Source organism: Rhodococcus sp. P1Y (assembly GCF_003641205.1).
Lineage (GTDB): Bacteria > Actinomycetota > Actinomycetes > Mycobacteriales > Mycobacteriaceae > Rhodococcoides.
Genome location: NZ_CP032762.1, coordinates 1,333,642 through 1,352,871, shown reverse-complemented (window position 1 = coordinate 1,352,871; position 19,230 = coordinate 1,333,642). Strand labels below are relative to the sequence as shown.

Here is a 19,230-nt window from a genome sequence, read left to right as displayed (position 1 = left end):
TCTCGCGACCTTCTTCCCGGACAAACCGTCGGGTAGGTTCTGGGGCATGGCTCCGATGTGGGAACAAATTCGCGGCACCAACTACAGCACCATGGGCCGCGCGGTCAGCGGCGTAGTCCATTATTCGAACGGATCACGCCAGGCGGTCTTTCACACACCCACCGACACGTGGCGCTACGAAAACGATTCCGGCGAGCCCACATTCATCGAAAACCCGGAGAACCGCTGGTCACGCGCCGAGGACGGGGTGATGATTCACGCCGTCAAGTCTCCGCACACCATGTACGCCGTCATGGGCAGCACACCTTCCCTACTACTGCGTGCCTACCACGCGTTTCCTCCGCCGACAGGCCACGGCCTCGACCAGCAGCGATTCGTCGATCCCGTCGTCACCGGCCAGGTCACGGTCCGTGGCCGAACGGGTTGGGAGGTGACAGGGCGAGACCAGCATTCGGGTGAGGCGATCGCCTACGTGTTCGACGCCGAACTCGGGGTTGCGTTGCGCTGGCAACACGGCGACGACTGGATGGAGCTCGAAAACCCGGTTCTCGACGAAGTTTTCGCGGACGACTTGTTCACCTGGACAGGCCCGTCACGTCCCGAAGCAGATGAGATGGCGAAGCACTACCGCGAGCACGAGGAAAAACAACGCGCTCTGGCCGCGATTCCTCAGGCGGTGCCGACGTGGCTGCCGACGGAGATCGTCGCGTCGCCTATGTCCGGTGACCCTCGTACGAGTGAACTGAGCCTGTCGATTCATGGGCAGACACCCCATTTCACGTTGCGCCGTTGGCTGAACGCGATCGGTGAGCCGACCCTCGAGTTCCCGAACGACGGCACACCGGAACGGTATCGGCAGGAGGTCGGTGACTGGACCTACGAGATCCGCAGCTATCAGGAGATCGACCAGGCCGATTGCGTGCGCATCGTCGAGTCGATCATTCCTGTCGACCCGCCAGACCGGGACCCGGCGGATATCACCGCCGAAATCGAGACCGAGGAGTCCGATCGCCGCGAAGCGGAAGTACGCGAGGCCCTGGGAACCGGACGGATACTCGCAGATTACCTCGACCACGAATCACTGTTCATCCGAACCGATTTCACCGAAGACACAGCGTGGCGCGACATCGCCGTCGCCGCGATGGCCGAGGACGCGGAATTCCCGGCCTACCTGACATGCATCGACAACCGCGAGTACGACGGCCTGACCGTCGCGGGACTGCTCGGCATCATCGGCGAACCACCGCCCTACTACGTGTTTCTCGTCGACGCCGAGACAGTACGGAATCCTGAGTCACCTATCGCCGCCGTCTACACAGGCCCGGACGACCCGGATCGACCGCGGGGCAGGTTCTTTCGTATCGTTCCTTCCGAAATAGCCGGGGCAGCGAACAACTGGTCGATCGCGAACATGGACTTCGAGGATTTCGCGGACAGCGCCGACGAGGATGGAGTCTTCCGCGGATTCCCCGAGCCCGCTCGACCCGTCGAGGAGGTGACCACCCGAGAGATCGCTCAGTGGATCGAAGGCGACCTCACCACCGACGCCCTGCGTGCACTGCACGCAGAGTTCGACGGCCGGAAGTATCCGTACCCGGTGCAGTTGTTCGCTGCCGACCTGTCCGAGGTGCACGCGGAGACTCTCGGTGTGAACGGGTCCAAGTTCCCCGGGTCTAGGTTTCTCGGATACGACGACTTCCTCGCCGCAACCTCACGCGGTGGTACCGCCCTACGCGGTAGCGTGCCGGGGCACCAGGAGAACTGGATCTTCCTTCTGGACAGCGATTCCCATCGACCGATCGCCGCATATCGCGTCACCTATCAGCCTTACACCCCTCCCGCCGGCGAAGAGCCGCGCACGAAGACGGTCGAGGTGCCGTTCGTGAACCGGGAGCATGTCTCGCTTGCGTCGTTGACGGATGATGACGACCTCATCGCCCGCGACATCGTGCAGCGAGCCATAGTCGCCGAAGCTGCACGTCTTCACCCGGACGCGACGATCATCGGCGGCGAGCCGGTCCTCGCGCGAATCCCGCGCCTCGAAGGTTTCAACATCGGAGCTCACGTCAAGATCGACGACGAGCTGGTGTTCTTCGTTGCCATCGTCACCGACGTCGACGACGAGTTCATCGTGCTCGAGGTACCGCGTGAAGGAATGCGGATCGTCGGTCCGGGGGAGAGCTAGTCGCGGTCCAACTGACTCCTGCCACTGACCCCAAAAATCTACTGCAGCGGGGGTAGACATTTTCTCGTACGGCAGCTACCTTAGTTCTCGTACGCAAAGAGAGATCGAAAGGCGCGGGAGAGGACGAACTACCCGCGAGCAGGACAACGGCAGAAGAGATGGACGCCGTCGAAGCAGGTGTAACCAGAAATTGGAAGAAGGGAGGAGTTGCAAATCGTCAGTTCGCCCGCAGTACGAGCTTTATATGGGCGAACACCGCAGTGTCATCAGGCAAGTGGAAATTGATGGTAAGTAATTCCCCTCGGGCCCCGGTACTTTCGAGTGCCGGGGCCCTCGTCTGTTCGGGGACGTCTCGTGCTGCCTAACGCCTGGGATCCGAGACCTGACGAGCTAGGAGGATCCGTCGATGATTCTTCGCAGGTCGGAGTTGTCGCTTCGAGCGTCCGCCAGCTGGTCCTCCAAGGCGATGATCCGGCACGCGGCGTCGAGGGCGGTGCCTTGATCGAGAAGGTCACGAACTCGGGTCGCAATGCGCAACTGGTACCTCGAGTAACGGCGGTGGCCACCGTCGGATCGGTGCGGAGTGAGCAAATTTGCCTCGTCGAGGCTTCGAAGGAAGCCGGGCGTCGCACCTAGCATCTGTGCCGCAGTGCCGATGTTGTAGGCGGGGTAATGGTCGTCGTCGAACTTGTCGCCCGCGGGAGTGCCGCCGACGTCGCTGCTATGTGGTTCCACTTCGTCCTTCATGTGCAAAGCTCGGCAAACCAACCGAGTCCGTGACAGGGATACTACCGGCCGGTATGCAACAGTGTCTATCGTGGCTGGGTGAGATTTACGTGAACACACGGGTACGCCAGGCCACTGCAGCGCCGGCCCGCGACGTGCACCGTCAGTCCAGTTTCTTCACCACGGTCGCCGGTACGCCCGCGACCAATGTTCGTGGAGGAACATCTTTGGTGACGACGGCACCGGCAGCGACAACTGAGTCATCGCCCACCGTGACGCCTTGCAGGATCATCGCCGACGCTCCGATCCATACGTTGCGGCCGATCACGATGGGCGCCGAAGTGATGCCGTTCCTCCGATCTGCGGGGTCGACGGGATGACCACCGGTGATCAGGCTGACGCCAGGCCCGATCATGACGTCGTCGCCGATGTCGATCCCGACGATGTCGTCGAAGCGGCAGTTTTGATTCACGAAGACATTCCGCCCGACCCGAATGTTGATTCCGTGGACCGAGTAGACCGGCGGAATCAGGTGGAACGATTCGTCGACGGTCTGCTCGGTGAGCTCGTTCCATGCAGCCCGGATCGCGTCTTGGTCGGCATACCGCAGAGCATTCAGGTCCTCGGTCAACCGGATTGCCCGCCGCACCCGCTCGATATGGCTCATTCTTCCTGCTGCCGTCCGTTTCTTCGATAGGCGTCGGTGGTCACTGGCCGGTGGACACCGCCCAGTTCAATTCTGCTGCGGCCCTGACGATCGCCGCCGCGTCGGCTGGACTGCAGGTGTCGTCGTCGATCAGCGCCACTGCGTCCCGCATTCGATCGCACAGTTCGACGATATCGGGTTCGGGATAGGACTCGACGGCGTGTAGGGACCGTCGCCGCCTCGACAATTCCGGTTCCGGTTGTTGGTCCGATGCCTCACTATCGACGGACGGTTCGGAGTTCTCGATGTCACCCGACTCGTCCTCGAAGCGTGGAGCGTCATCGGGGCGGTCCGAGGCTTGGGGCGAGACGGGACCATTAGGAGCGTCGATGCGTTCGTACGCCTCGGCGTCGGTTTCGGGGCGGTAGTTGCGGGCGTTTCCGTTGAGGACAGTCCGTTCGCCCTTGGTCAATGCCACGAAAGTCGCGCCGCCTGCGTCGGGATTACCGCGTACTCGGAACACCTTGTTCGGCGACGGAACCTTCCGAACAATCATTCCGTCCGCGAGGCCGTTGGGGTTGTGCCGTGTCGGTGCCATCCCAGCATTCTCCCCCTAACTTCTCCAAGAACCGGCGATGCGGTGGCGGCAAGCGTTGTTCGATACAGACCGACGTCTTCTTTGGGTCAGCGCCGGTACCGGTCCTCCAAAACTTCGAGCGTGCGACGGTTGGCGGCCGCGTGGTCGCCTCGAAACTGGCCAACCGGGGTTGTCATGATCGCGTCGGCACCGAACTCGTCCACGTCTAGGAGCTGAATCAGTGCCGATCGGGCAGCGTTCTCACTGTCGGCAGCAGTGATAGCGGCCAAGACCTCCTGAGGTCGGGATTGCGCAGCGACCACTGCCCTCATGAACGCAATCCGTTCATCCTCGTCCTCGGCGCTTCGGCGGCGCCGATCACGAGGCGAAGGGGCTTTGCGAATTGGCCCTTCCCACAGGAACAGTGAGTCAGGCAGGCCTTTCGGCTCGGTAAGATTTTCGACCTGAAGGAGAACACGTCCGCCTGCGTCTTCCACCTTGACCAGCACGCCGGTGGCATCGTCGAAAGCCATGACGATCGCCTCCCCCTTGGGCGTGTGAAGACGGATCGACCATGAGGCGCGTCCGCCCATCTCCATGGGCCTCGCTACTTCGTCCGCGGTCATCTCGGCGCTCATGCGGCGCAGCAGGGACTCGGGGCCCAGTAGATCGCGCGGATTGAATTCGGCGTTCAGAATCGGCAGTTGGAAGTCGCCGTCGAGCTGTTGCATATGGTCACCGACGCGGACGACGACCGAGGTTCGACCGACTGCGAGGTAGACCGGCTGGCCGTCATGCTCGACGCGCCATTTCCCACCTGGGGCGTGATGGAAATCGAAATAGATTCTGTCGGAGGTCTTTTCACTGACGATCAGTGTCCCGGTCACGTACACCGATTCTGCGGCCGCATTACGGCCGGCAAGCTCTACCCACGACGGCGCCCTCATATGCCCAGCATAGGACGATGAGTCTCGATCGACCGGTCGATCCTTGCTGTTCGACGGTGGTGGGCACGTTGTGCTGTGACGGTGAGCGGATACCGATGTCGAGGATTTCGCCGGCCCCCTGGAACGAGCTGCGCCCGAGTCGATGTCAGAGTTCGTCGAGGACCTCGACGAGCTTGCTTAAAGAGCCAAACGTAGGGATCCGGCACCTGACGAGAAGTCACGGCTGAGTTCGGGTTGCCTCAGCGTCGAACGCTCGACGTGCACTCACGATCTGGGGCTGATGCTGCTCGGTCCACTGGACGAGAGCCTGGATCGTCCCCAACAACGTGCGGCCGAGTTCGGACAGTCGGTACTCCACCCTCGGTGGTATCTCCGGGTACATGCGGCGCTCGACGAGACCGTCGCGCTCGAGGTTGCGGAGCGTCACGGTCAGCATCCTTGTGCTGATGCCGTCGATTTCACGTCTCAGCTCACCGAAACGAAACGTCTGTTCCTTCAACAGGGCGATGACGAGCAGGGACCACTTGTCGGCGACGCGGTCGAGTATCTGGCGAACCTCACAGTCCTCGCGGGTGTCCCATTGATATGCGTCTCGGCCGTTTCGGCAGCATTCGTCGCCGACCTGGTCACTTCCCTTGGGGTAACTGGCTGACTGCAAAGTGCCTTCTTGTGCCATCGATCCATGATGACCCACCCTGAAGTCGGTTACAAGAAGTAACCAACATCTGCTCAGTCACCGAGGGGAACGCATCGTGGCCGAACGTGCAACGACCGAATCCGGTACGACAAACGAATCTGGGGCAAGAACCGAACAATCCGCACCACCACGACGCGCATGGGCAGTCCTTGCGGTGGTCACCGGTGCCCTGTTTCTCGAAGGCATCGATATCGCCATGCTGAACGTCGCGGTTCCCAGCATCGCCGCGGACATCGGTCTCGCACCGGGCTCCGCCCACTGGGTGATCAGCGCGTACGTCCTCGCCTATGCAGGCTTCATGATCCTCGGCGGCAGTGTTGCCGACGTTCTCGGTCGTCGCACGGTCTTCCTTGTCGCCCTTGCAATCTTCGCCGCATTCTCGTTGCTCGGGGGAATCGCGCAGGAATCGTGGATGTTGATCGCGGTTCGGTTCGTCACCGGCGCGACTGCCGGGTTCATGACGCCCGCTGGTTTCAGCCTGCTGACCACCACGTTCGAAGAGGGCGCACTTCGCAACAAGGCACTCGCGATCTATGGGGCGATCGGCGCCTCCGGCTTTCTCCTCGGAGTCGTCGCGGGCGGACTGCTCACTTCGCTGGATTGGCGACTGGTGTTCTTCGCGCCAGCGGCGCTCGGTGCTGGGTTCTTCACTGCCGGATGGGTATTCATCCCTCGCGACAATAGAGCTGCGGACAGAAAACGCCCCCTCGACCTGATCGGGGGCGTCATCCTCACCGCACTGATGGTCAGTCTGGTCTACGGATTCGTCACTGTCGGTGCCGACGTCGGCGACGTGTCGGGCTTGGCCGCATTCGGGCTCGCCGCGGTTCTGACGGCTGCACTCGTTGCTGTCGAACGACGCGTCGTTGATCCGTTGATCCCCACCGGAGTATTGACGCGAGGGCTCCTCCCCTGGGTCAGTGCCGTCGGACTGCTGTTCATCGGCGCATTCTTCGCCTGGCAGTTCGTACTCACCCTGTACCTGCAGGAACTGCTCGGCTGGAGCCCACTCCAGACCGGCCTGGCGTTCGCAGCGATGGGCGTCGAGTTGATCATCGCGCCGACCCTGACACCGAAGCTCGCCGAACGGTTCGGAAATACCGCGGTGATGGTCGCGGGCCTCGTCGCAGTGGCAATCGGTTTCGCGCTTACTCTTCGACTGGACCAGCAGTCAGGGTTCCTCGACCTACTACCGTCCCTGCTGCTGCTGGGCGTTGCGTTCGCGTTCATCTACGGTCCCTTGACGGCGGCGGCGGTCGAGGGCGTGGAGGAAGACAAGCACGGTGTTGCAGGCGGAATCGTCTACACCGGTTTCCAGTTCGGAGCTGCTCTCGGAGTATCGATTGCCACCGTGGTCCTCGTCGGCGACCTCGGTACTCCCGCACTCGAGGACTACCGGCGGGCGCTGATGGTTCCTGCCGCCGCTGCCGCCCTCGCCCTCGTCCTTGGAGCACTGACGCTGGTTCGTCGACGACGGCTCCCATCTCAGAAGGTCACGTAGCTCCGCAGGTATTACAGCGCTCGCAGTTGGCCTACGATCGTCCACATCGGCAAGGGGGTCACATGAACGGTCGAAAAATCGGTTCGCTATCACTGCGACTGGACGCTGCCTACTGCGCAGCGGCAGCGATCCTCGTAGCGACGTTGTCGCCTTGGCTCGCCGACATGGTTGGGGTGAGCACCTGGGCAATGTTCGCCATCGCGCTGGTCGTCGCGGCGTGGGCTGCGGCACTGCGGATCGCGCCGCCACGAATCGGACTGCGTCCCACACTGATCGTCGTCATGTCTGCCAACTTTCTTGCGGCGCTCGGAATCGGTCTTCTCGCCTTGGCGGCTCCAAACGTCGCTGTCACCATTCTCGTCGCGGCCGTTGCCGTGGAGGTTGCCGCGTTCGCAGTCAGCCAAGCAGTTTCTCTGCGAACGATCTGACGGTCAGGTCAGGCTGCTGCCGGATGGGCGCCTCACAACCGGGCTTCGGACAGCTCCCACAGCCGCCGGGCGTCGTCCATGCTCTTCATCGACTTCCACAGCGACCGTTTCGCTGGCGGGCCGCCGATCACACGGGTCGGACCGTAGAACTCGTCGCCGCCCGACCGCGCGCCCGCTGCAGCCAGCACCGCCGGCAGCGCCGCGCTCTCCACGCTGCCCGTGATTCCGACACGCGAGAGCGCAACGACGACTCTGCGACCGACGGTGTCTTTCGAACGCCCAAGACCCGGTTGAGCCGCAAGCAGATTCGTCGGAGACACCCCGGGATGCGCGATGTTGCTGGTTATACCCCAGCCCTCTTGCGCACTCCTGGCATCGAGTTCGCGAGCGAACAAGGCGACGGCGATCTTCGACTGACTGTATGCCTTACCCACGTTGTACGAACGCTCCCAGTTGATGTCGTCCCAATTGATCCCGCCTGTCAGCGCAGCGATGGACGTTTGGTGGGTGACCCTGGCGCTCCCCTTGCGCAGCAGAGGCAACAGACCGAGTGTGAGTGCGAAGTGACCGAGATGGTTGGTGCCGAACTGCAATTCGACGCCGTCGTCGGTCACCTGGCGATGCGGCGGCTGCATGACACCGGCGTTGTTGACGAGAATGTGAATCGGTCGACCTTCGGAGTTCATCTGGTCCGACAGTGCTGCAACGGATTCGAGGGACGAAAGATCGAGAACCCTCGTCGACACCGTCGCGCCGGAAACAGAATTGCGAATCTGCTCGGCCGCACGCTCTCCTTTCGACGAGTTACGCACGGGCATAATCACTTCGGCCCCGGCACCGGCAAGACGCGCCGCGATGACGCGCCCGATCCCGTCGCTTGCGCCAGTGACCACAGCGAGCTTGCCGGTCAGATCTGCGATGTCGATTTTTCGTGCCATGGGACGGCTCCTGTCGAGTTGATGTGCTGAGCCAATTCTGGGTGCGTTCGTGCAGCCGAACCAGGACCTATCGATCCACCGCTTCGGGCTGGGTGCCCAGAACCCCCAGCAGTTGCAGCTTGTCGTAACTCTCACTGCCCGGCATCGCGGTGTACACCAGGAGTCGATGGGACTGATCCGGATCCAGGAGCGTCTGACACGTCAGCTCGAGCCTGCCGACCGACGGATGATCGAATCGCTTCACTTCGGGTGGACGCAGACCGACCTCGCGCGCCGCCCACAGCTCGCGAAACTCTTCGCTCTCGGCCTGGAGTGATTCAACCAACTTTGCTGCAGCAGAATCTGTTCCACGCAACGCAACGACCTCGCGGATACCGGCGACAAATACCCGCGACAGGTAGCCGCGCTCTTCTAGTGGGTACAACATTCTGGCGTTCGGATCGGTGAACCATCGAAATCCGAGGCTGCGCGAGCGACCTGTGCGCAGGGACGCATCACCGGTCAGCGCCGCACCCAACGGAGTTTGGCGCAGCGTCTCGCCGAGTTCGGTGATCACCTCAGCCGGGGTGTCGTGCAACCTGTCCATGATGCGCAGAAGTCCCGGACTCACGTGCTCGCTCGTCATGCCACGCGTCGGCGGCGCATGACCGGCCAGCCGGAAGACGTGATCGCGTTCGGCCAATGAGAGGTGCAAGCCCTGGGCTATGGAGGCGATCATCTCGACGGACGGACGGGGCCCAGTGCCGCGTTCCAGTCGGGCGTAGTAGTCGACGGACATATGGCTGAGCTCGGCGACTTCTTCACGCCGCAACCCCGCAGTCCTGCGACGCCGACCGCGCTGTAAACCCACGTCCTCGGGTTGCAGGGATTCCCGTCGGCCTCGCAGGAATGCGGCCAGCTCGTCGCGATCGATCATCTGTCGTTCATACAGCCAACGCCGGTACGGAGCCAGGCCTCGCCGATCCATGGCTTCGGTTTCGCATTCTTCGACGCGCTGACACAGGTCGATAGATGTGGCACATTGGCTCAGGTGTCCGAGAAGCCCCGGCCCGCGGTGTGGTGGATCGTTCTGACCTCGATCGTCGCGATACTCGTTGCTTCGGTCTGCGCTGGAATTCTGTGGTCGTACATTCCGCCGGTGAAGTGGGAGTCGTACTTCTTTCTGTTCGCGATGATGTTGTCGTCCCTCAGCCTCGTCTGGCTGGTCCTCGCAGTAGTCGGGTTGGTCAAGTACCGAGGGCTTGCGTGGACGGCGATCACACCGGTTCTCGTCGTCGTCACCGCGGTGTCGGTGGCACTGTCCATCCCGTCGACGGTCGCATTCGCGATGTCCAAGGGGGCGCTGAACAGGGCCGCCGAAACCTGCCCAATCGTACCCGAGCACGAGCAGATCGGCGCGTACAACGTGTGGACCACCAGGAAAGTCGACACAGGGTGTTTCTTCTTCGTCCGAGGCGGCGGTTCCGACGGCGGCACCGGCTTGGCCCACCTCCCCGACGGCCCGCCCGATGTCGTCGACACGTTGATCAGCACGGATTTCGAATTCACGCACCGGGATGGCGACTGGTACGAGTTCGTCGGACACTACCCGTGAACGAAAATACATAGCGCTCTGGGTATTTCCGTTCACATGCGTCCGCACGTCCTTCGTCTTAGCCGACAGTCCGGTCACTGAGTTCGAGAGGAAAAGTCCTCTCCGACGACATCCCAGTCGGTGCTTCCTGGCCAATGTTCGAGCGCCCTCGCCGACGCCGCCCGTACGTGCTCGGCGAGACCCGGATCGATTCCCGACGCCCGGCTCGTCGCGGTGATGTGTTCGAGAAACGACAAGCACATGTCCAAGCGTGCCTCGCCGCCGTCGTATCGCCGTTGTTCGATCGAGGACGTCAATCCAGCGAGCGAGGCACCGAGCGTGTCGACGATCCCTCGCGCATACGGCAGAAAGCGCGACGGTTCGACGCCGTGGGCGGCGGCGAGAGCCGTCGCATGCAGGTGTGCGTACATTCCGGCGAAATAGATGTCGAGCATCGCCAGATCCAAAGCCGGAGGGACGCCGTGATCTTCGCCGACGACGTCACTCGTTCCGCGCAAGGCGTCGAACAGCGCGGTGATCTCGGAGAGGTCGGACTCGGCGCCTGCGTAGATCACGAAAGAGTCCTCGGTGCCGACCATGGGGGTCGGCACCATCACGGCACCGGTGACGTAGCGGAGTCCGAGGTCGCGTGCGTGCGCGGCCGACGCGACCGCCTCACCGGGGGTACCCGTCGACACATTGACGACAACGCTGTCGGTACCAGCCTCGGCAATGCTGTCCAGTACCGTCCGGCTGGCTTGGTGATCGCGCACGCAGATCACAACCAGATCGGCACCCACGATGCAGTCGCCCGGTGACGACGCCAGCCCGATTCCGGTGAAGTCGTCAGCCGACTTCGGACTGCGATTCCATGCGAGAACTCGGTGTCCTGGTCTGGACGCGGCGCGGGCGATTGCCGTGCCCATTGCGCCCAGACCGAGGACGGCGATCGTTGTGTCTGTCATGCCCTCAATGATCAATGGCAGCATGGGGCGAGTCGAGTACGCACAAAAAGGTGCGTATCAATCCGTCGGTGAGCGAGGCCGCTATGCAAGACCGGCAACAGTGCGGGGTCAATGTCGTCTTCGACCTGGTCGGGTCCAAGTGGAAACCCACGATCCTGTGGCGACTGGCCGAGGGCGACCAGCGGTTCGCTCAACTGCGACGGGCGATCGACGGGATTTCGGAGAAGGTGCTCACCGACCAACTTCGGGAGCTTGTCCGTGACGGACTTGTCGTTCGGACTGCAGGCGAGGGATTTCCGCTGCGGGTCGACTACCGACTCAGCGACGACGGCGCCGAGCTGAACACTCTGCTCGACCCCATTGCCCTGTGGGGCGAACGAGCCGCAGCGAAGGCCACCGGTTCGTGATCGGACGACGCACGGGCCTGACGCTGTTCGTCGCCATTCTCGGGCTGCTGGTCCTGTACGGGGTGGCTACCGAGCCCGATGAGCGGACGGTCGCGGGTATCGGCCCGGTCGAGGTGTTTTCGTGCGCACCACCGCAAGAGGTCGAAGGCTTTCTGATCGAGCCGGTACCGACGCCGGCGCCGCGGCCTCCGCGGGGCACCGTTCCCGACACGTTCACACCGGTGGAAGCTGTGGTGTGCGATAACGGCCTGAATGACCACGTCTCCGCCGATGGAACCACCGGCTACGTCGAGCGCAGATACGCAGGCGACTTCACCTCGGCCATAGAGGAATTGAATGCTCCTTCCGAGCGTCGGTCGTTGTTCACGGCTGCGTGCGGCGACTACAGCCTCCCCGCGCAGGTCGACATGTGGCTCGTCGACGCACAGGGAAACGCGATGGAGCCATCACATCCACTGAGCGACTGCGGATTCGAGAAGACAGCCGGCCTGTACGAGGTCGAGTTGCTCGACGAGATCGGTTCGACCGAGCATGACGTGCGTATCGACACTGCCGGCATCGGACTGTTCTTCTCCTGTTCCCCCATCCTGACGCCTGCAACACCGGGGACTTTCTCCGCGAACGACTTTCGTATCAGTTCATCCGGTTTCTGTCGCTTCGACGTCTCAGGCCCTGCCCCGGTCTTCCTTGGCGCGGACACCCGCGATACCCCGATCGAGCTGGCCGACGCCCGTCCGGCCGAGCCGTGTACCGAACGAGCATCGACTATCGCAACGACGTCCACGTTCGGTGCAGCATCGAGCAATTGGGCGCCCGTCGAACTTCAGGTCGAACTCGACGGGTGCCGACGAATGCTCGCCGACGGTTACCTCCCGCTCGCTGCTCCCGATGATGTGATCACCGCGATCACGGAATCCGATTGACAGCCCGTAACCGCAGACAGGTTCTCCATCGAGTCGACCCGACCCCTGAACTGTTGCTCGCCACCTTCCCGACCGTTAGTCTGGGTAACGGACCAGGGGGTGGGAATGACAAAGATCGACGTTCGGTTTGACGCACATTGGGTCAACCGCGCTTTCCTCAGGATCTTCGCGAGGCCTGTCGTCTCCCTGGACGGCACCGAACACATCCAATCGTGGACAATTCCTGCTACGCACGAGGTCGATCCGGGACGGGTCGATGTCCGGGTGTTCATCCGCTATCGAGGCACCCGGGCCGAGCTCGGTGCCACACATAGAACGTTCGATGTTCACGACGGCCAGCATGTGCGCCTGGTCGCCCGCAACGGCTGGGCCAATCACATGCCGTTCGACATCCACCAGGAAGGACAAGTATGAAACTGAACCCGCCCCGCCGATGGTTCGGCCCCAAGCGAATCGGCTGGGGATACAGCCCACGGACGTGGGAGGGCTGGGTGACGCTTGCCGTTTTCGTTGCCGTCGTGATCGCCCTTTCCACGCTCGTGTTCGAGTAGCGAGACAACAGCAGTCCGGGGTCGGTGTCAGAGCGTCGAGGTCCACGACGAACAATGGCTGCCCATGGACTCCAACCCAACCTTGCCACTGGGCTTCGACCTCGCCTGGATGGCCATTGCGGCGATGTGGGCGCTCCTCGTGGTCATCGCGTGGGTGTCGATCCTGCGTACCGACCACCCGCGCAGCGGCGCGAAGTTCTGGTGGTGCGTGTTCGTTCTGGCAATGCCCGTTCTCGGCGCACTTCTCTGGTTCTGGGCTCGCCCTCGGGCCCAGAGTTAAGTTCTTGCTGAGGACGAAGAGTCAGATCCGCTTCTGCGAGCTCTGAGGACCATCAGCGCGGCACCGGCCGCGAGAACCGAACCGACTCCGACGGCGGTGGACGTCCACACCCACGTGCTCGGGCTGAAGGTGGGTTCGATAGAGGTCAGCGGGGTGTATGCGGTCCACCCGTACTCCGCGACGATGGGGACCGACACACAGATCGGCGTAGTCACCGCAATCGCGGCGGCGGGCGCACTCGTCGGCAGCAACGAGGCGTACAGCACGCCGACGGCCACCGGCAAGACCAGGGTGTTGGCCGCGAGTTGTACGTCTTCGAGCGAGGATTCGGCGAACACACCGGTCGCTGCAACCACCGCCAACACGCCCAGGGCGATCAGCGGCGATGGCCGTCGCCACCCCACCAACGCGCCCACCACGATCAGCGCGACGAACAGCAGCGCCGTCGGAAATCCGAGCGACCCCGCCGTCATCGACGCGAGGAATGCCAGTGCAGCAAGCACGACGGTGCCCGTCAGACCAGGGAGCACAAAGGCCGCACCGACGAGAAGTGGAATGACGACGAGGCCGGTCAGCCACCGATCCTGCATCGCTCCGCCCGCACCGAGTGAGTCCACCGAACGTTCGAACATCCAGTACAGAACCAGCCCGGCGATAGGAACTGCTATCGCCACCAACAGAACTCGGCTTCTACCTTCGACACTGTCCGAGGCTTCGACGGGGTCCGAGGAATTGCCGATTTGCGACGCGACGAGCAGGATCGCGAACACCACCAGCGCAATCAGCAGGTAGGTCTGCGGCATATCGTCGGTGATGTAGTCGCGGTAGCGCGTCCGACTCGCTTCGATCGGTCTCACCAACACAATGCCCGCAATTGCCCCGACGATCAACGCGGACTGCAACGTTCGATGATCGCGACTACCGATCAGCGCCGCGCAGCCGCCGAGAATCAACCCAGCCGCGATCGCCCGAATGTGCAGCTGACCGATGAACGCGAAAAGCGACACGGCCGCAAGCAGGAAGATGCCGAAACCCGCTGCTACGTATGCCGTTCGCTTTCCGGTACAAGTGGTGGCAACCACCGCAGCAACGACGGCGGAGATGGTAGCGGCGGTTGCTGCGCTGTCGAGCAATACGTCGATTCGGTCACCACCTGCAACGTATGCAAAGGTGCGGGGTGTCGTCACTGTCATCGCCCACACCGCCGCGAACGCGCCGAGGAGCACGGTCAGGTGCGCGAGTATGCGTCGTGCAATCACATCAACAACTTTGTCACACAGCGTGTGCAAGAGTGTGAAGATGACCGACAGAGCACGTCCGCAGTGGTGGCTCTGGCTCACCGGAATCACTGCAGTGCTCGTCGCGCTGGCCTGCGGGGTGGTCCTCTGGTCGTTCATGCCACCGGTGGTCGACTTCGTGTACTTCGCGCTCGCAGGGTGGGCTTTGTTGATACTCGGGGCCGTGTGGTTGGTCGCCACGCTGATCGGATGGTTCAAGTATCGGGCGTGGCGATGGAGTGCCGCCGCCCCAGTGTTTGTCGTTGCGACACTGGGGCTCGTGATGCTGTCGGTGCCATCGCGGGTGGCCTTCGCGCTGAGCGAGGGTGCGTTGACCGAGGCCGCGGCAGAGTGCCAGGAAGCGACCGAAAACCGCACTATCGGCGTGTACAGAATCGAGTCGGTTCGAAAGATGGACGGCGGTTGCGTGTTCTTCATCGAAGGCGGGTTGATCGACGGCATCGGCTTGGCCTACCTGCCGAACGGAGCGCCCTACCTCGGCGACCCCCGTTTCGACGGCGACTTCGGATACAAGGAGTACGAGGGCGACTGGTATCGATTCGTGCAGAGGTTCTGAGCAGTCAGCTGCATCGTTCGGTGAGGTGGATCGTCACTTGGTCGCCATCGGACTTGCCGATCGCCTGGCGGACCGCGGCCGTCACGGGCAGCATGTGGGTATCGTCGCCCAAGGCCAGGCCCCCTGAAACGGGTGGCTCCGAGTCATCGACGCATGACATGCTCGGTACATGCCGATGCCACCGCGGGAGGATCAGCCCCGCGCCGACAAGCGTCGTGCGGTCACTTTCGACCCCACCGATCGGGAACTGTTCGATGTCCAGCGACAGGGCTTCGACTGGCAGTTGTTGCAGATCAGCGCAGTTCATCGATACCGCGACACGTTCAGCCTGGATACCGCGTGCGGCCATCTCGCCGAGCTCGGCTACCTCGTCCATGCAGTCGACGCCGGCAATTGGGCCACCGTCGGTGATATGCACACTGCAATCGCTGCGGCGCTGTCATTTCCGAGCTACTACGGTCGCAATCTCGATGCGTTCGACGATCTTCTCAGCGACGTTGCCGACTACAGCTACGGCAGCGATCCTGCCTCTGCTGGAACGGTAGTGGCCTTCGCGAACTTCGACGCCCTCATCGAGCTCGACCGCTCTACGGCAACAGCGATCCTGGACATCTTCGCCTCGCACGCACGCCTGGCAGGACTCTACGGTCACGCAATGCTCTGCCTGGTCGACACGAAAGACGAGGACCTCGGGCGAGGAGTGAACGCAGCACGAGTGATGGAGTTTCCGCCGAACCCACCAGAGCCCTTCGACGAGTCGATCGTCGTCGAGTTCGTCTTCCAGTGCTACGCGACGCCCGCCGAGGCTGACGAGATCGAGGCGCACCTCGCGGCTCTGGTCGATCCAGTTCTGGGTGCCGTCGGCCGCTACCAGACGCGAACCCAGTTGACCTCCGAGCGGTCGGGCCAGTTCGACGACGTGCATTCCAGCTCCGGAAGGACGCGCAAGCCGGGGCAGGATCTCGTCGACGTCAGCGTTGCAACGAGGGGCACCGGCGACAGAAGTCTGCTGGGTGATCAGGTGTTCCATGCCGTATCCGGGCACCTCGACTTCGAGCAGATGACCGAGCGGTCCTACACCGGCGCCGAACTGGTGGAGATTTTCGCTGAGTATCCGTCGCTTGCGTAGCCGGTAGAGCTAGCACAGACCCGCCCAGCCTGGGACTTCTCTCCTCGCTGTTACCGTTGCCCATGAGTTTCACCAAGGACAACGTTCCCGCGCGGAGGATTGCCCAGCTCATAGGGTTCGTGAGTGTGGCCGTGGGAGCGGCAACCGTCGCCGCGATCTTCACGACCGCACCGATCAATCCGCTGATCGCTCTGGCATCCTTCGTGCCGCTCGTGCTCGCCGGGATGGTGGTGGGACTGATCGTCTCGCTGGTGTTTCGACGGTGGTTCCTGGTGACGGTGTCTGTCGTCCTCGTCGGCGTGATCGCAGCGGTAATCTCACCGCTGTACGTCGCAGGAGGCAGCACGGACGGCGGCCAGACCTTGACGATCATGCAATCCAACTTCCAGTTCGGACGGGCCGATCCCACGATCGTGGTCGACACTGCGCGTGAGCACGACGCCGATGTGCTCACCGTCCAAGAACTGACCGGAAGCCTTGTCGAATCACTCCGTGAGCAAGGGCTCGAAGAGACATTTCCGTACCAGTACCTGATCCCCGACGAGGCGGGCGGCGGAGGGTCAGGCATCTACAGCAAATTCCCTCTGTCCGAGACCCGTGAACTCACCGGTTACGGTCCGACGAATCTGGTTGCTACCGTGGGATTCACGACGCCGTTCACGCTGGTAGCGGTCCATCCCGGTCCGGCGGTGATCACTCCCCCGGACGTGTGGACGGCCGAGCTGGCGACACTGCGAGATCAGCTGACCGAATTCGCAGCAGGCAGTGCTCCCGTCGTCGTCAGCGGCGACTTCAACACGACCTACCAGCACAAGCAGTTCCGCGAACTGCTTGCCGCCGGATATTCCGACGCCGCAGATCAATTGGGATCCGGAATCGTGCCTACCTATCCCACCGACAAGAGCTACCCAGCGATCATCGGGATCGATCACGTCCTGATGCGAGGCGTGGATGCGAGGTCGCTCGAAAAGGTCACTATCGAAGGCGCCGACCACCACGGCTTGATCGTCGAGGTGTCGGTTCACTGACCGAGTAGTGCACCGAGGTTTTCGGGAATCTCTCGGTACGCCCCGAATCCCGATGCTCGGCGACAGCCGTCGAGTTCGAACGCGACCATCGCCCCACCCGACTGGTCGGGCCTGCGCAGCTGCGTCGATGCGATACTGGTAGCGACCGCGGAGCACGGCTGCGCAACAGGCGCTTGTGCAACACCCGCGATCAGCGCTGCACTCTCGTTCTGGGACAAAATGATTGGGGCGCTTGCATCCGAACCCACCGGGTGGCGGCACAGCTGGAGGTACCCGACGTCGTCGGTCGGCATGAACAGGCTCGGATACATCTCCACCGACTGGACGTCCATGTCGGTGGTCCCGAAAAACTGGTCGAAAGATGCGCCGCACGAACCCGTGTAGTCGACGTCGTACCCCGTGACATGCACCGACCGCGACACCTCTTCCAAGGTGCGCATAGATGCCAGCGGCCCGTCCTGAAGTCCGCACGGCGACGAAGGCCACACCGGACGAAAGGCTTTGCCTGCCTTGTTTACGAACCACAGTCCAACGGGCGGAAATACCTCGTAGGCACAGCTGGCCGAGACGAAATCCGAGTAGCGCTTCGAGTCCACCCTGAACGCGTCCATAACGGCGTCGACATCACCGTCCAGCCGTACAGTGTCGAGGGTCTCTACGTTGTCTGCAGTCAAGGAGATCTCGCACCGCGCCATCGCGACTGGCTCGAAATACGGCGGTGGATAACCAGGTTCGGGTACATCGTCGGTGATCGCCGTATCCCATGGCCCCAACCCCGTGATGCCGGTATACACGTTCTCGGCCATGCAATCTGCGGAATCGGCCAATGCGGCAGTGTCGGGCCGATAGGACACGATGTCGCCTCCGAAGAACGGTAGATGCCCGCACGACGTCGTCAGCAGCGCGCACAACACAACGCAGAACACCCGCCTCACAACGCGGCCGCCCATCCGGCGGTGTCCTCGCACGGGATCGCGAGCAGACCGTGCCACAGCAGGAGCGGTTCGAACCAACGAGCTTCTTCGGGCCGAAGGGGACGGACCGATTCGTACCCGGCACGCAGCATCTGTTGCACCGACGAGGGTGTCGGACCCCAGTCGGTGAACAATGTGCCCAGGTACGTGCACGCCTTCGCCAGATCGTTGACTCGATGCCCGAGCACCACCTCGTCGAAGTCGAGTACGCCCACCACCTCCGAGTCCCGAATCAGTATGTTGGCAGCACGAAAATCGTTGTGGACCAGTTGTACATCGTCGCCGAGATCAGGTACATCGGACATCGATTCCGCGAGTCGACGCGAGGCATCCGGTGCGGCGCCGTGGTCTCGGTCGGCCAGCCATGCTTCGATGCGGCTCCGTAGTTCGACGGCGGGCTGCGCGGCATTCCGATGGACGCCCTCCAGCGCACGGTGCACGTCTGCCAACCTCGCGCCGGCCGAGAAGACTGCTGCATGGTCGGTCACGTCGAGCCAGTGACCGATCAGTTCCGATTGAACTGTTACCGACAGAGCATCGACGATCACCCGGTCCAGCCCGTCGACAGTTCGGATCGGTGCCGCGACGGGAACTCCGTGGTCGGCGCACACACGCACCAGTGCTGTCGATGCTTCCAGAGCCCCGAAGCGGTCGCGTGCGCACGACCACTTCACCACCAGGTTGCCGGCGTCGCTGCTCACCCACACGATCGCGTTCCGATCACTGATCACCACACGGGAACACTCGCCGGAGCGAATTCCCCAGTTCTTACGTAGCGACGCGGAGACCCACTCCGACAGAGCGTCCAGACTGTCGAAGCCGAACCGTTCGCGCAGTGCATCTGTGGGATCCACCGACTCCCACAGCATGGACAACCCGACTGGCAGCATGCCCCGAGGGT

The 19,230-nt window shown here is 62.7% G+C and carries 24 protein-coding genes; 12 read left to right on the top strand and 12 right to left on the bottom strand.

The window, feature by feature from the left end; translation table 11 throughout:
• The first annotated feature begins 46 nt into the window (after positions 1–46).
• A complete protein-coding gene (locus tag D8W71_RS06395) occupies positions 47–2,185 on the top strand; it encodes a DUF6924 domain-containing protein (protein ID WP_121111960.1) in 2,139 nt (712 codons plus the stop codon).
• A 390-nt stretch (positions 2,186–2,575) separates the two neighbouring features.
• Here the strand turns inward: D8W71_RS06395 and D8W71_RS06390 are convergent, their stop codons facing one another.
• The 5 genes from D8W71_RS06390 to D8W71_RS06370 all read right to left on the bottom strand — a co-directional run bounded on the left by D8W71_RS06390 (position 2,576) and on the right by D8W71_RS06370 (position 5,757).
• Positions 2,576–2,932 carry a helix-turn-helix domain-containing protein gene (locus D8W71_RS06390; RefSeq protein WP_121111958.1) on the bottom strand — a complete coding sequence of 119 codons (357 nt, stop codon included), beginning with the start codon at positions 2,930–2,932 and terminating at the stop codon, positions 2,576–2,578.
• A 142-nt stretch (positions 2,933–3,074) separates the two neighbouring features.
• A complete protein-coding gene (locus D8W71_RS06385; protein ID WP_121111956.1) occupies positions 3,075–3,578 on the bottom strand; it encodes a sugar O-acetyltransferase in 504 nt (167 codons plus the stop codon).
• Between the two features lie 40 nt (positions 3,579–3,618).
• Positions 3,619–4,155 carry a hypothetical protein gene (locus D8W71_RS06380; protein WP_121111954.1) on the bottom strand — a complete coding sequence of 179 codons (537 nt, stop codon included), beginning with the start codon at positions 4,153–4,155 and terminating at the stop codon, positions 3,619–3,621.
• 86 nt (positions 4,156–4,241) lie between these two features.
• Positions 4,242–5,081: a hypothetical protein gene (locus D8W71_RS06375; protein WP_121111952.1), complete on the bottom strand. Its 840-nt coding sequence runs from the start codon at positions 5,079–5,081 to the stop codon at positions 4,242–4,244.
• A 217-nt stretch (positions 5,082–5,298) separates the two neighbouring features.
• Positions 5,299–5,757 (bottom strand): winged helix-turn-helix transcriptional regulator, encoded by a 459-nt coding sequence (locus tag D8W71_RS06370; RefSeq protein ID WP_121111950.1) that lies wholly within the window; start codon positions 5,755–5,757, stop codon positions 5,299–5,301.
• Between the two features lie 76 nt (positions 5,758–5,833).
• On the opposite strand from D8W71_RS06370, the gene D8W71_RS06365 reads away from it, so the two are divergent.
• Together D8W71_RS06365 and D8W71_RS06360 are read left to right on the top strand one after the other, a co-directional pair.
• Positions 5,834–7,279 (top strand): MFS transporter, encoded by a 1,446-nt coding sequence (locus D8W71_RS06365; RefSeq protein ID WP_201265280.1) that lies wholly within the window; start codon positions 5,834–5,836, stop codon positions 7,277–7,279.
• A 62-nt stretch (positions 7,280–7,341) separates the two neighbouring features.
• On the top strand, positions 7,342–7,707 hold the full coding sequence (locus tag D8W71_RS06360) for a hypothetical protein (protein ID WP_121111948.1): 366 nt from the start codon (positions 7,342–7,344) through the stop codon (positions 7,705–7,707).
• A gap of 32 nt (positions 7,708–7,739) precedes the next feature.
• On the opposite strand, the gene D8W71_RS06355 is transcribed toward D8W71_RS06360, so the two are convergent.
• Together D8W71_RS06355 and D8W71_RS06350 are read right to left on the bottom strand one after the other, a co-directional pair.
• A complete protein-coding gene (locus D8W71_RS06355) occupies positions 7,740–8,645 on the bottom strand; it encodes an SDR family oxidoreductase (RefSeq protein WP_121111946.1) in 906 nt (301 codons plus the stop codon).
• Between the two features lie 67 nt (positions 8,646–8,712).
• Positions 8,713–9,561 (bottom strand): helix-turn-helix transcriptional regulator, encoded by an 849-nt coding sequence (locus tag D8W71_RS06350; RefSeq protein ID WP_121118704.1) that lies wholly within the window; start codon positions 9,559–9,561, stop codon positions 8,713–8,715.
• A 114-nt stretch (positions 9,562–9,675) separates the two neighbouring features.
• Here D8W71_RS06350 and D8W71_RS06345 point away from each other — a divergent pair, with 114 nt between their 5' ends.
• Positions 9,676–10,239 (top strand): hypothetical protein, encoded by a 564-nt coding sequence (locus D8W71_RS06345; protein WP_121111944.1) that lies wholly within the window; start codon positions 9,676–9,678, stop codon positions 10,237–10,239.
• A gap of 74 nt (positions 10,240–10,313) precedes the next feature.
• Here the strand turns inward: D8W71_RS06345 and D8W71_RS06340 are convergent, their stop codons facing one another.
• Positions 10,314–11,183, bottom strand: coding sequence for an NAD(P)-dependent oxidoreductase (locus D8W71_RS06340; protein ID WP_121111942.1), 870 nt, complete (start codon positions 11,181–11,183; stop codon positions 10,314–10,316).
• 50 nt (positions 11,184–11,233) lie between these two features.
• On the opposite strand from D8W71_RS06340, the gene D8W71_RS06335 reads away from it, so the two are divergent.
• The 5 genes from D8W71_RS06335 (at position 11,234) to D8W71_RS06320 (ending at position 13,344) form a co-directional block, all read left to right on the top strand.
• Entirely contained in the window at positions 11,234–11,590 is a 357-nt protein-coding gene (locus D8W71_RS06335) for a winged helix-turn-helix transcriptional regulator (RefSeq protein ID WP_236077740.1), read from the top strand.
• A complete protein-coding gene (locus D8W71_RS06330; RefSeq protein ID WP_153275318.1) occupies positions 11,587–12,513 on the top strand; it encodes a hypothetical protein in 927 nt (308 codons plus the stop codon). Before D8W71_RS06335 ends, D8W71_RS06330 begins: the two co-directional genes overlap by 4 nt.
• Before the next feature lie 105 nt (positions 12,514–12,618).
• Positions 12,619–12,927, top strand: coding sequence for a hypothetical protein (locus D8W71_RS06325; RefSeq protein ID WP_121111937.1), 309 nt, complete (start codon positions 12,619–12,621; stop codon positions 12,925–12,927).
• On the top strand, positions 12,924–13,064 hold the full coding sequence (locus tag D8W71_RS27550; protein ID WP_153275317.1) for a hypothetical protein: 141 nt from the start codon (positions 12,924–12,926) through the stop codon (positions 13,062–13,064). Before D8W71_RS06325 ends, D8W71_RS27550 begins: the two co-directional genes overlap by 4 nt.
• A gap of 64 nt (positions 13,065–13,128) precedes the next feature.
• Positions 13,129–13,344, top strand: a complete 216-nt coding sequence (locus D8W71_RS06320; protein WP_121111935.1) for a PLD nuclease N-terminal domain-containing protein — start codon at positions 13,129–13,131, stop codon at positions 13,342–13,344.
• Here D8W71_RS06320 and D8W71_RS06315 read toward each other — a convergent pair.
• A complete protein-coding gene (locus D8W71_RS06315; protein ID WP_236077739.1) occupies positions 13,341–14,603 on the bottom strand; it encodes a hypothetical protein in 1,263 nt (420 codons plus the stop codon). The two genes, D8W71_RS06320 and D8W71_RS06315, sit on opposite strands and share 4 nt — an antisense overlap.
• 40 nt (positions 14,604–14,643) lie before the next feature.
• On the opposite strand from D8W71_RS06315, the gene D8W71_RS06310 reads away from it, so the two are divergent.
• Positions 14,644–15,198 carry a hypothetical protein gene (locus D8W71_RS06310; protein ID WP_121118698.1) on the top strand — a complete coding sequence of 185 codons (555 nt, stop codon included), beginning with the start codon at positions 14,644–14,646 and terminating at the stop codon, positions 15,196–15,198.
• A 4-nt stretch (positions 15,199–15,202) separates the two neighbouring features.
• On the opposite strand, the gene D8W71_RS28160 is transcribed toward D8W71_RS06310, so the two are convergent.
• The gene (locus D8W71_RS28160; RefSeq protein ID WP_121111933.1) at positions 15,203–15,358 is read right to left on the bottom strand and encodes a DUF1905 domain-containing protein; all 156 of its coding nucleotides are present in this window, start codon (positions 15,356–15,358) and stop codon (positions 15,203–15,205) included.
• A gap of 9 nt (positions 15,359–15,367) precedes the next feature.
• On the opposite strand from D8W71_RS28160, the gene D8W71_RS06300 reads away from it, so the two are divergent.
• Entirely contained in the window at positions 15,368–16,327 is a 960-nt protein-coding gene (locus D8W71_RS06300) for a barstar family protein (RefSeq protein WP_121111931.1), read from the top strand.
• Positions 16,328–16,389: 62 nt separating this feature from the next.
• Complete coding sequence (locus D8W71_RS06295; RefSeq protein WP_121111929.1) at positions 16,390–17,355, top strand: endonuclease/exonuclease/phosphatase family protein; 966 nt, start codon at positions 16,390–16,392, stop codon at positions 17,353–17,355.
• Here D8W71_RS06295 and D8W71_RS06290 read toward each other — a convergent pair.
• On the bottom strand, positions 17,349–18,305 hold the full coding sequence (locus D8W71_RS06290) for a hypothetical protein (protein ID WP_236077737.1): 957 nt from the start codon (positions 18,303–18,305) through the stop codon (positions 17,349–17,351). The two genes, D8W71_RS06295 and D8W71_RS06290, sit on opposite strands and share 7 nt — an antisense overlap.
• Positions 18,287–19,219, bottom strand: coding sequence for a phosphotransferase enzyme family protein (locus tag D8W71_RS06285; protein ID WP_121111927.1), 933 nt, complete (start codon positions 19,217–19,219; stop codon positions 18,287–18,289). Before D8W71_RS06285 ends, D8W71_RS06290 begins: the two co-directional genes overlap by 19 nt.
• Positions 19,220–19,230: the final 11 nt, after the last annotated feature.

Coding starts and splice junctions, on each gene's coding strand:
- D8W71_RS06340 (WP_121111942.1), bottom strand. CDS start 11,183: ATGACAGACACAACGATCGCCGTCCTCGGTCTGGGCGCAATGGGCACG.
- D8W71_RS06395 (WP_121111960.1), top strand. CDS start 47: ATGGCTCCGATGTGGGAACAAATTCGCGGCACCAACTACAGCACCATG.
- D8W71_RS27550 (WP_153275317.1), top strand. CDS start 12,924: ATGAAACTGAACCCGCCCCGCCGATGGTTCGGCCCCAAGCGAATCGGC.
- D8W71_RS06390 (WP_121111958.1), bottom strand. CDS start 2,932: ATGAAGGACGAAGTGGAACCACATAGCAGCGACGTCGGCGGCACTCCC.
- D8W71_RS06375 (WP_121111952.1), bottom strand. CDS start 5,081: ATGAGGGCGCCGTCGTGGGTAGAGCTTGCCGGCCGTAATGCGGCCGCA.
- D8W71_RS06385 (WP_121111956.1), bottom strand. CDS start 3,578: ATGAGCCATATCGAGCGGGTGCGGCGGGCAATCCGGTTGACCGAGGAC.
- D8W71_RS06355 (WP_121111946.1), bottom strand. CDS start 8,645: ATGGCACGAAAAATCGACATCGCAGATCTGACCGGCAAGCTCGCTGTG.
- D8W71_RS06285 (WP_121111927.1), bottom strand. CDS start 19,219: ATGCTGCCAGTCGGGTTGTCCATGCTGTGGGAGTCGGTGGATCCCACA.
- D8W71_RS06295 (WP_121111929.1), top strand. CDS start 16,390: ATGAGTTTCACCAAGGACAACGTTCCCGCGCGGAGGATTGCCCAGCTC.
- D8W71_RS06380 (WP_121111954.1), bottom strand. CDS start 4,155: ATGGCACCGACACGGCACAACCCCAACGGCCTCGCGGACGGAATGATT.
- D8W71_RS06350 (WP_121118704.1), bottom strand. CDS start 9,561: ATGATCGATCGCGACGAGCTGGCCGCATTCCTGCGAGGCCGACGGGAA.
- D8W71_RS06310 (WP_121118698.1), top strand. CDS start 14,644: ATGACCGACAGAGCACGTCCGCAGTGGTGGCTCTGGCTCACCGGAATC.
- D8W71_RS06300 (WP_121111931.1), top strand. CDS start 15,368: ATGCCGATGCCACCGCGGGAGGATCAGCCCCGCGCCGACAAGCGTCGT.
- D8W71_RS06370 (WP_121111950.1), bottom strand. CDS start 5,757: ATGGCACAAGAAGGCACTTTGCAGTCAGCCAGTTACCCCAAGGGAAGT.
- D8W71_RS06360 (WP_121111948.1), top strand. CDS start 7,342: ATGAACGGTCGAAAAATCGGTTCGCTATCACTGCGACTGGACGCTGCC.
- D8W71_RS06290 (WP_236077737.1), bottom strand. CDS start 18,305: ATGGGCGGCCGCGTTGTGAGGCGGGTGTTCTGCGTTGTGTTGTGCGCG.
- D8W71_RS06320 (WP_121111935.1), top strand. CDS start 13,129: ATGGACTCCAACCCAACCTTGCCACTGGGCTTCGACCTCGCCTGGATG.
- D8W71_RS06325 (WP_121111937.1), top strand. CDS start 12,619: ATGACAAAGATCGACGTTCGGTTTGACGCACATTGGGTCAACCGCGCT.
- D8W71_RS28160 (WP_121111933.1), bottom strand. CDS start 15,358: ATGTCATGCGTCGATGACTCGGAGCCACCCGTTTCAGGGGGCCTGGCC.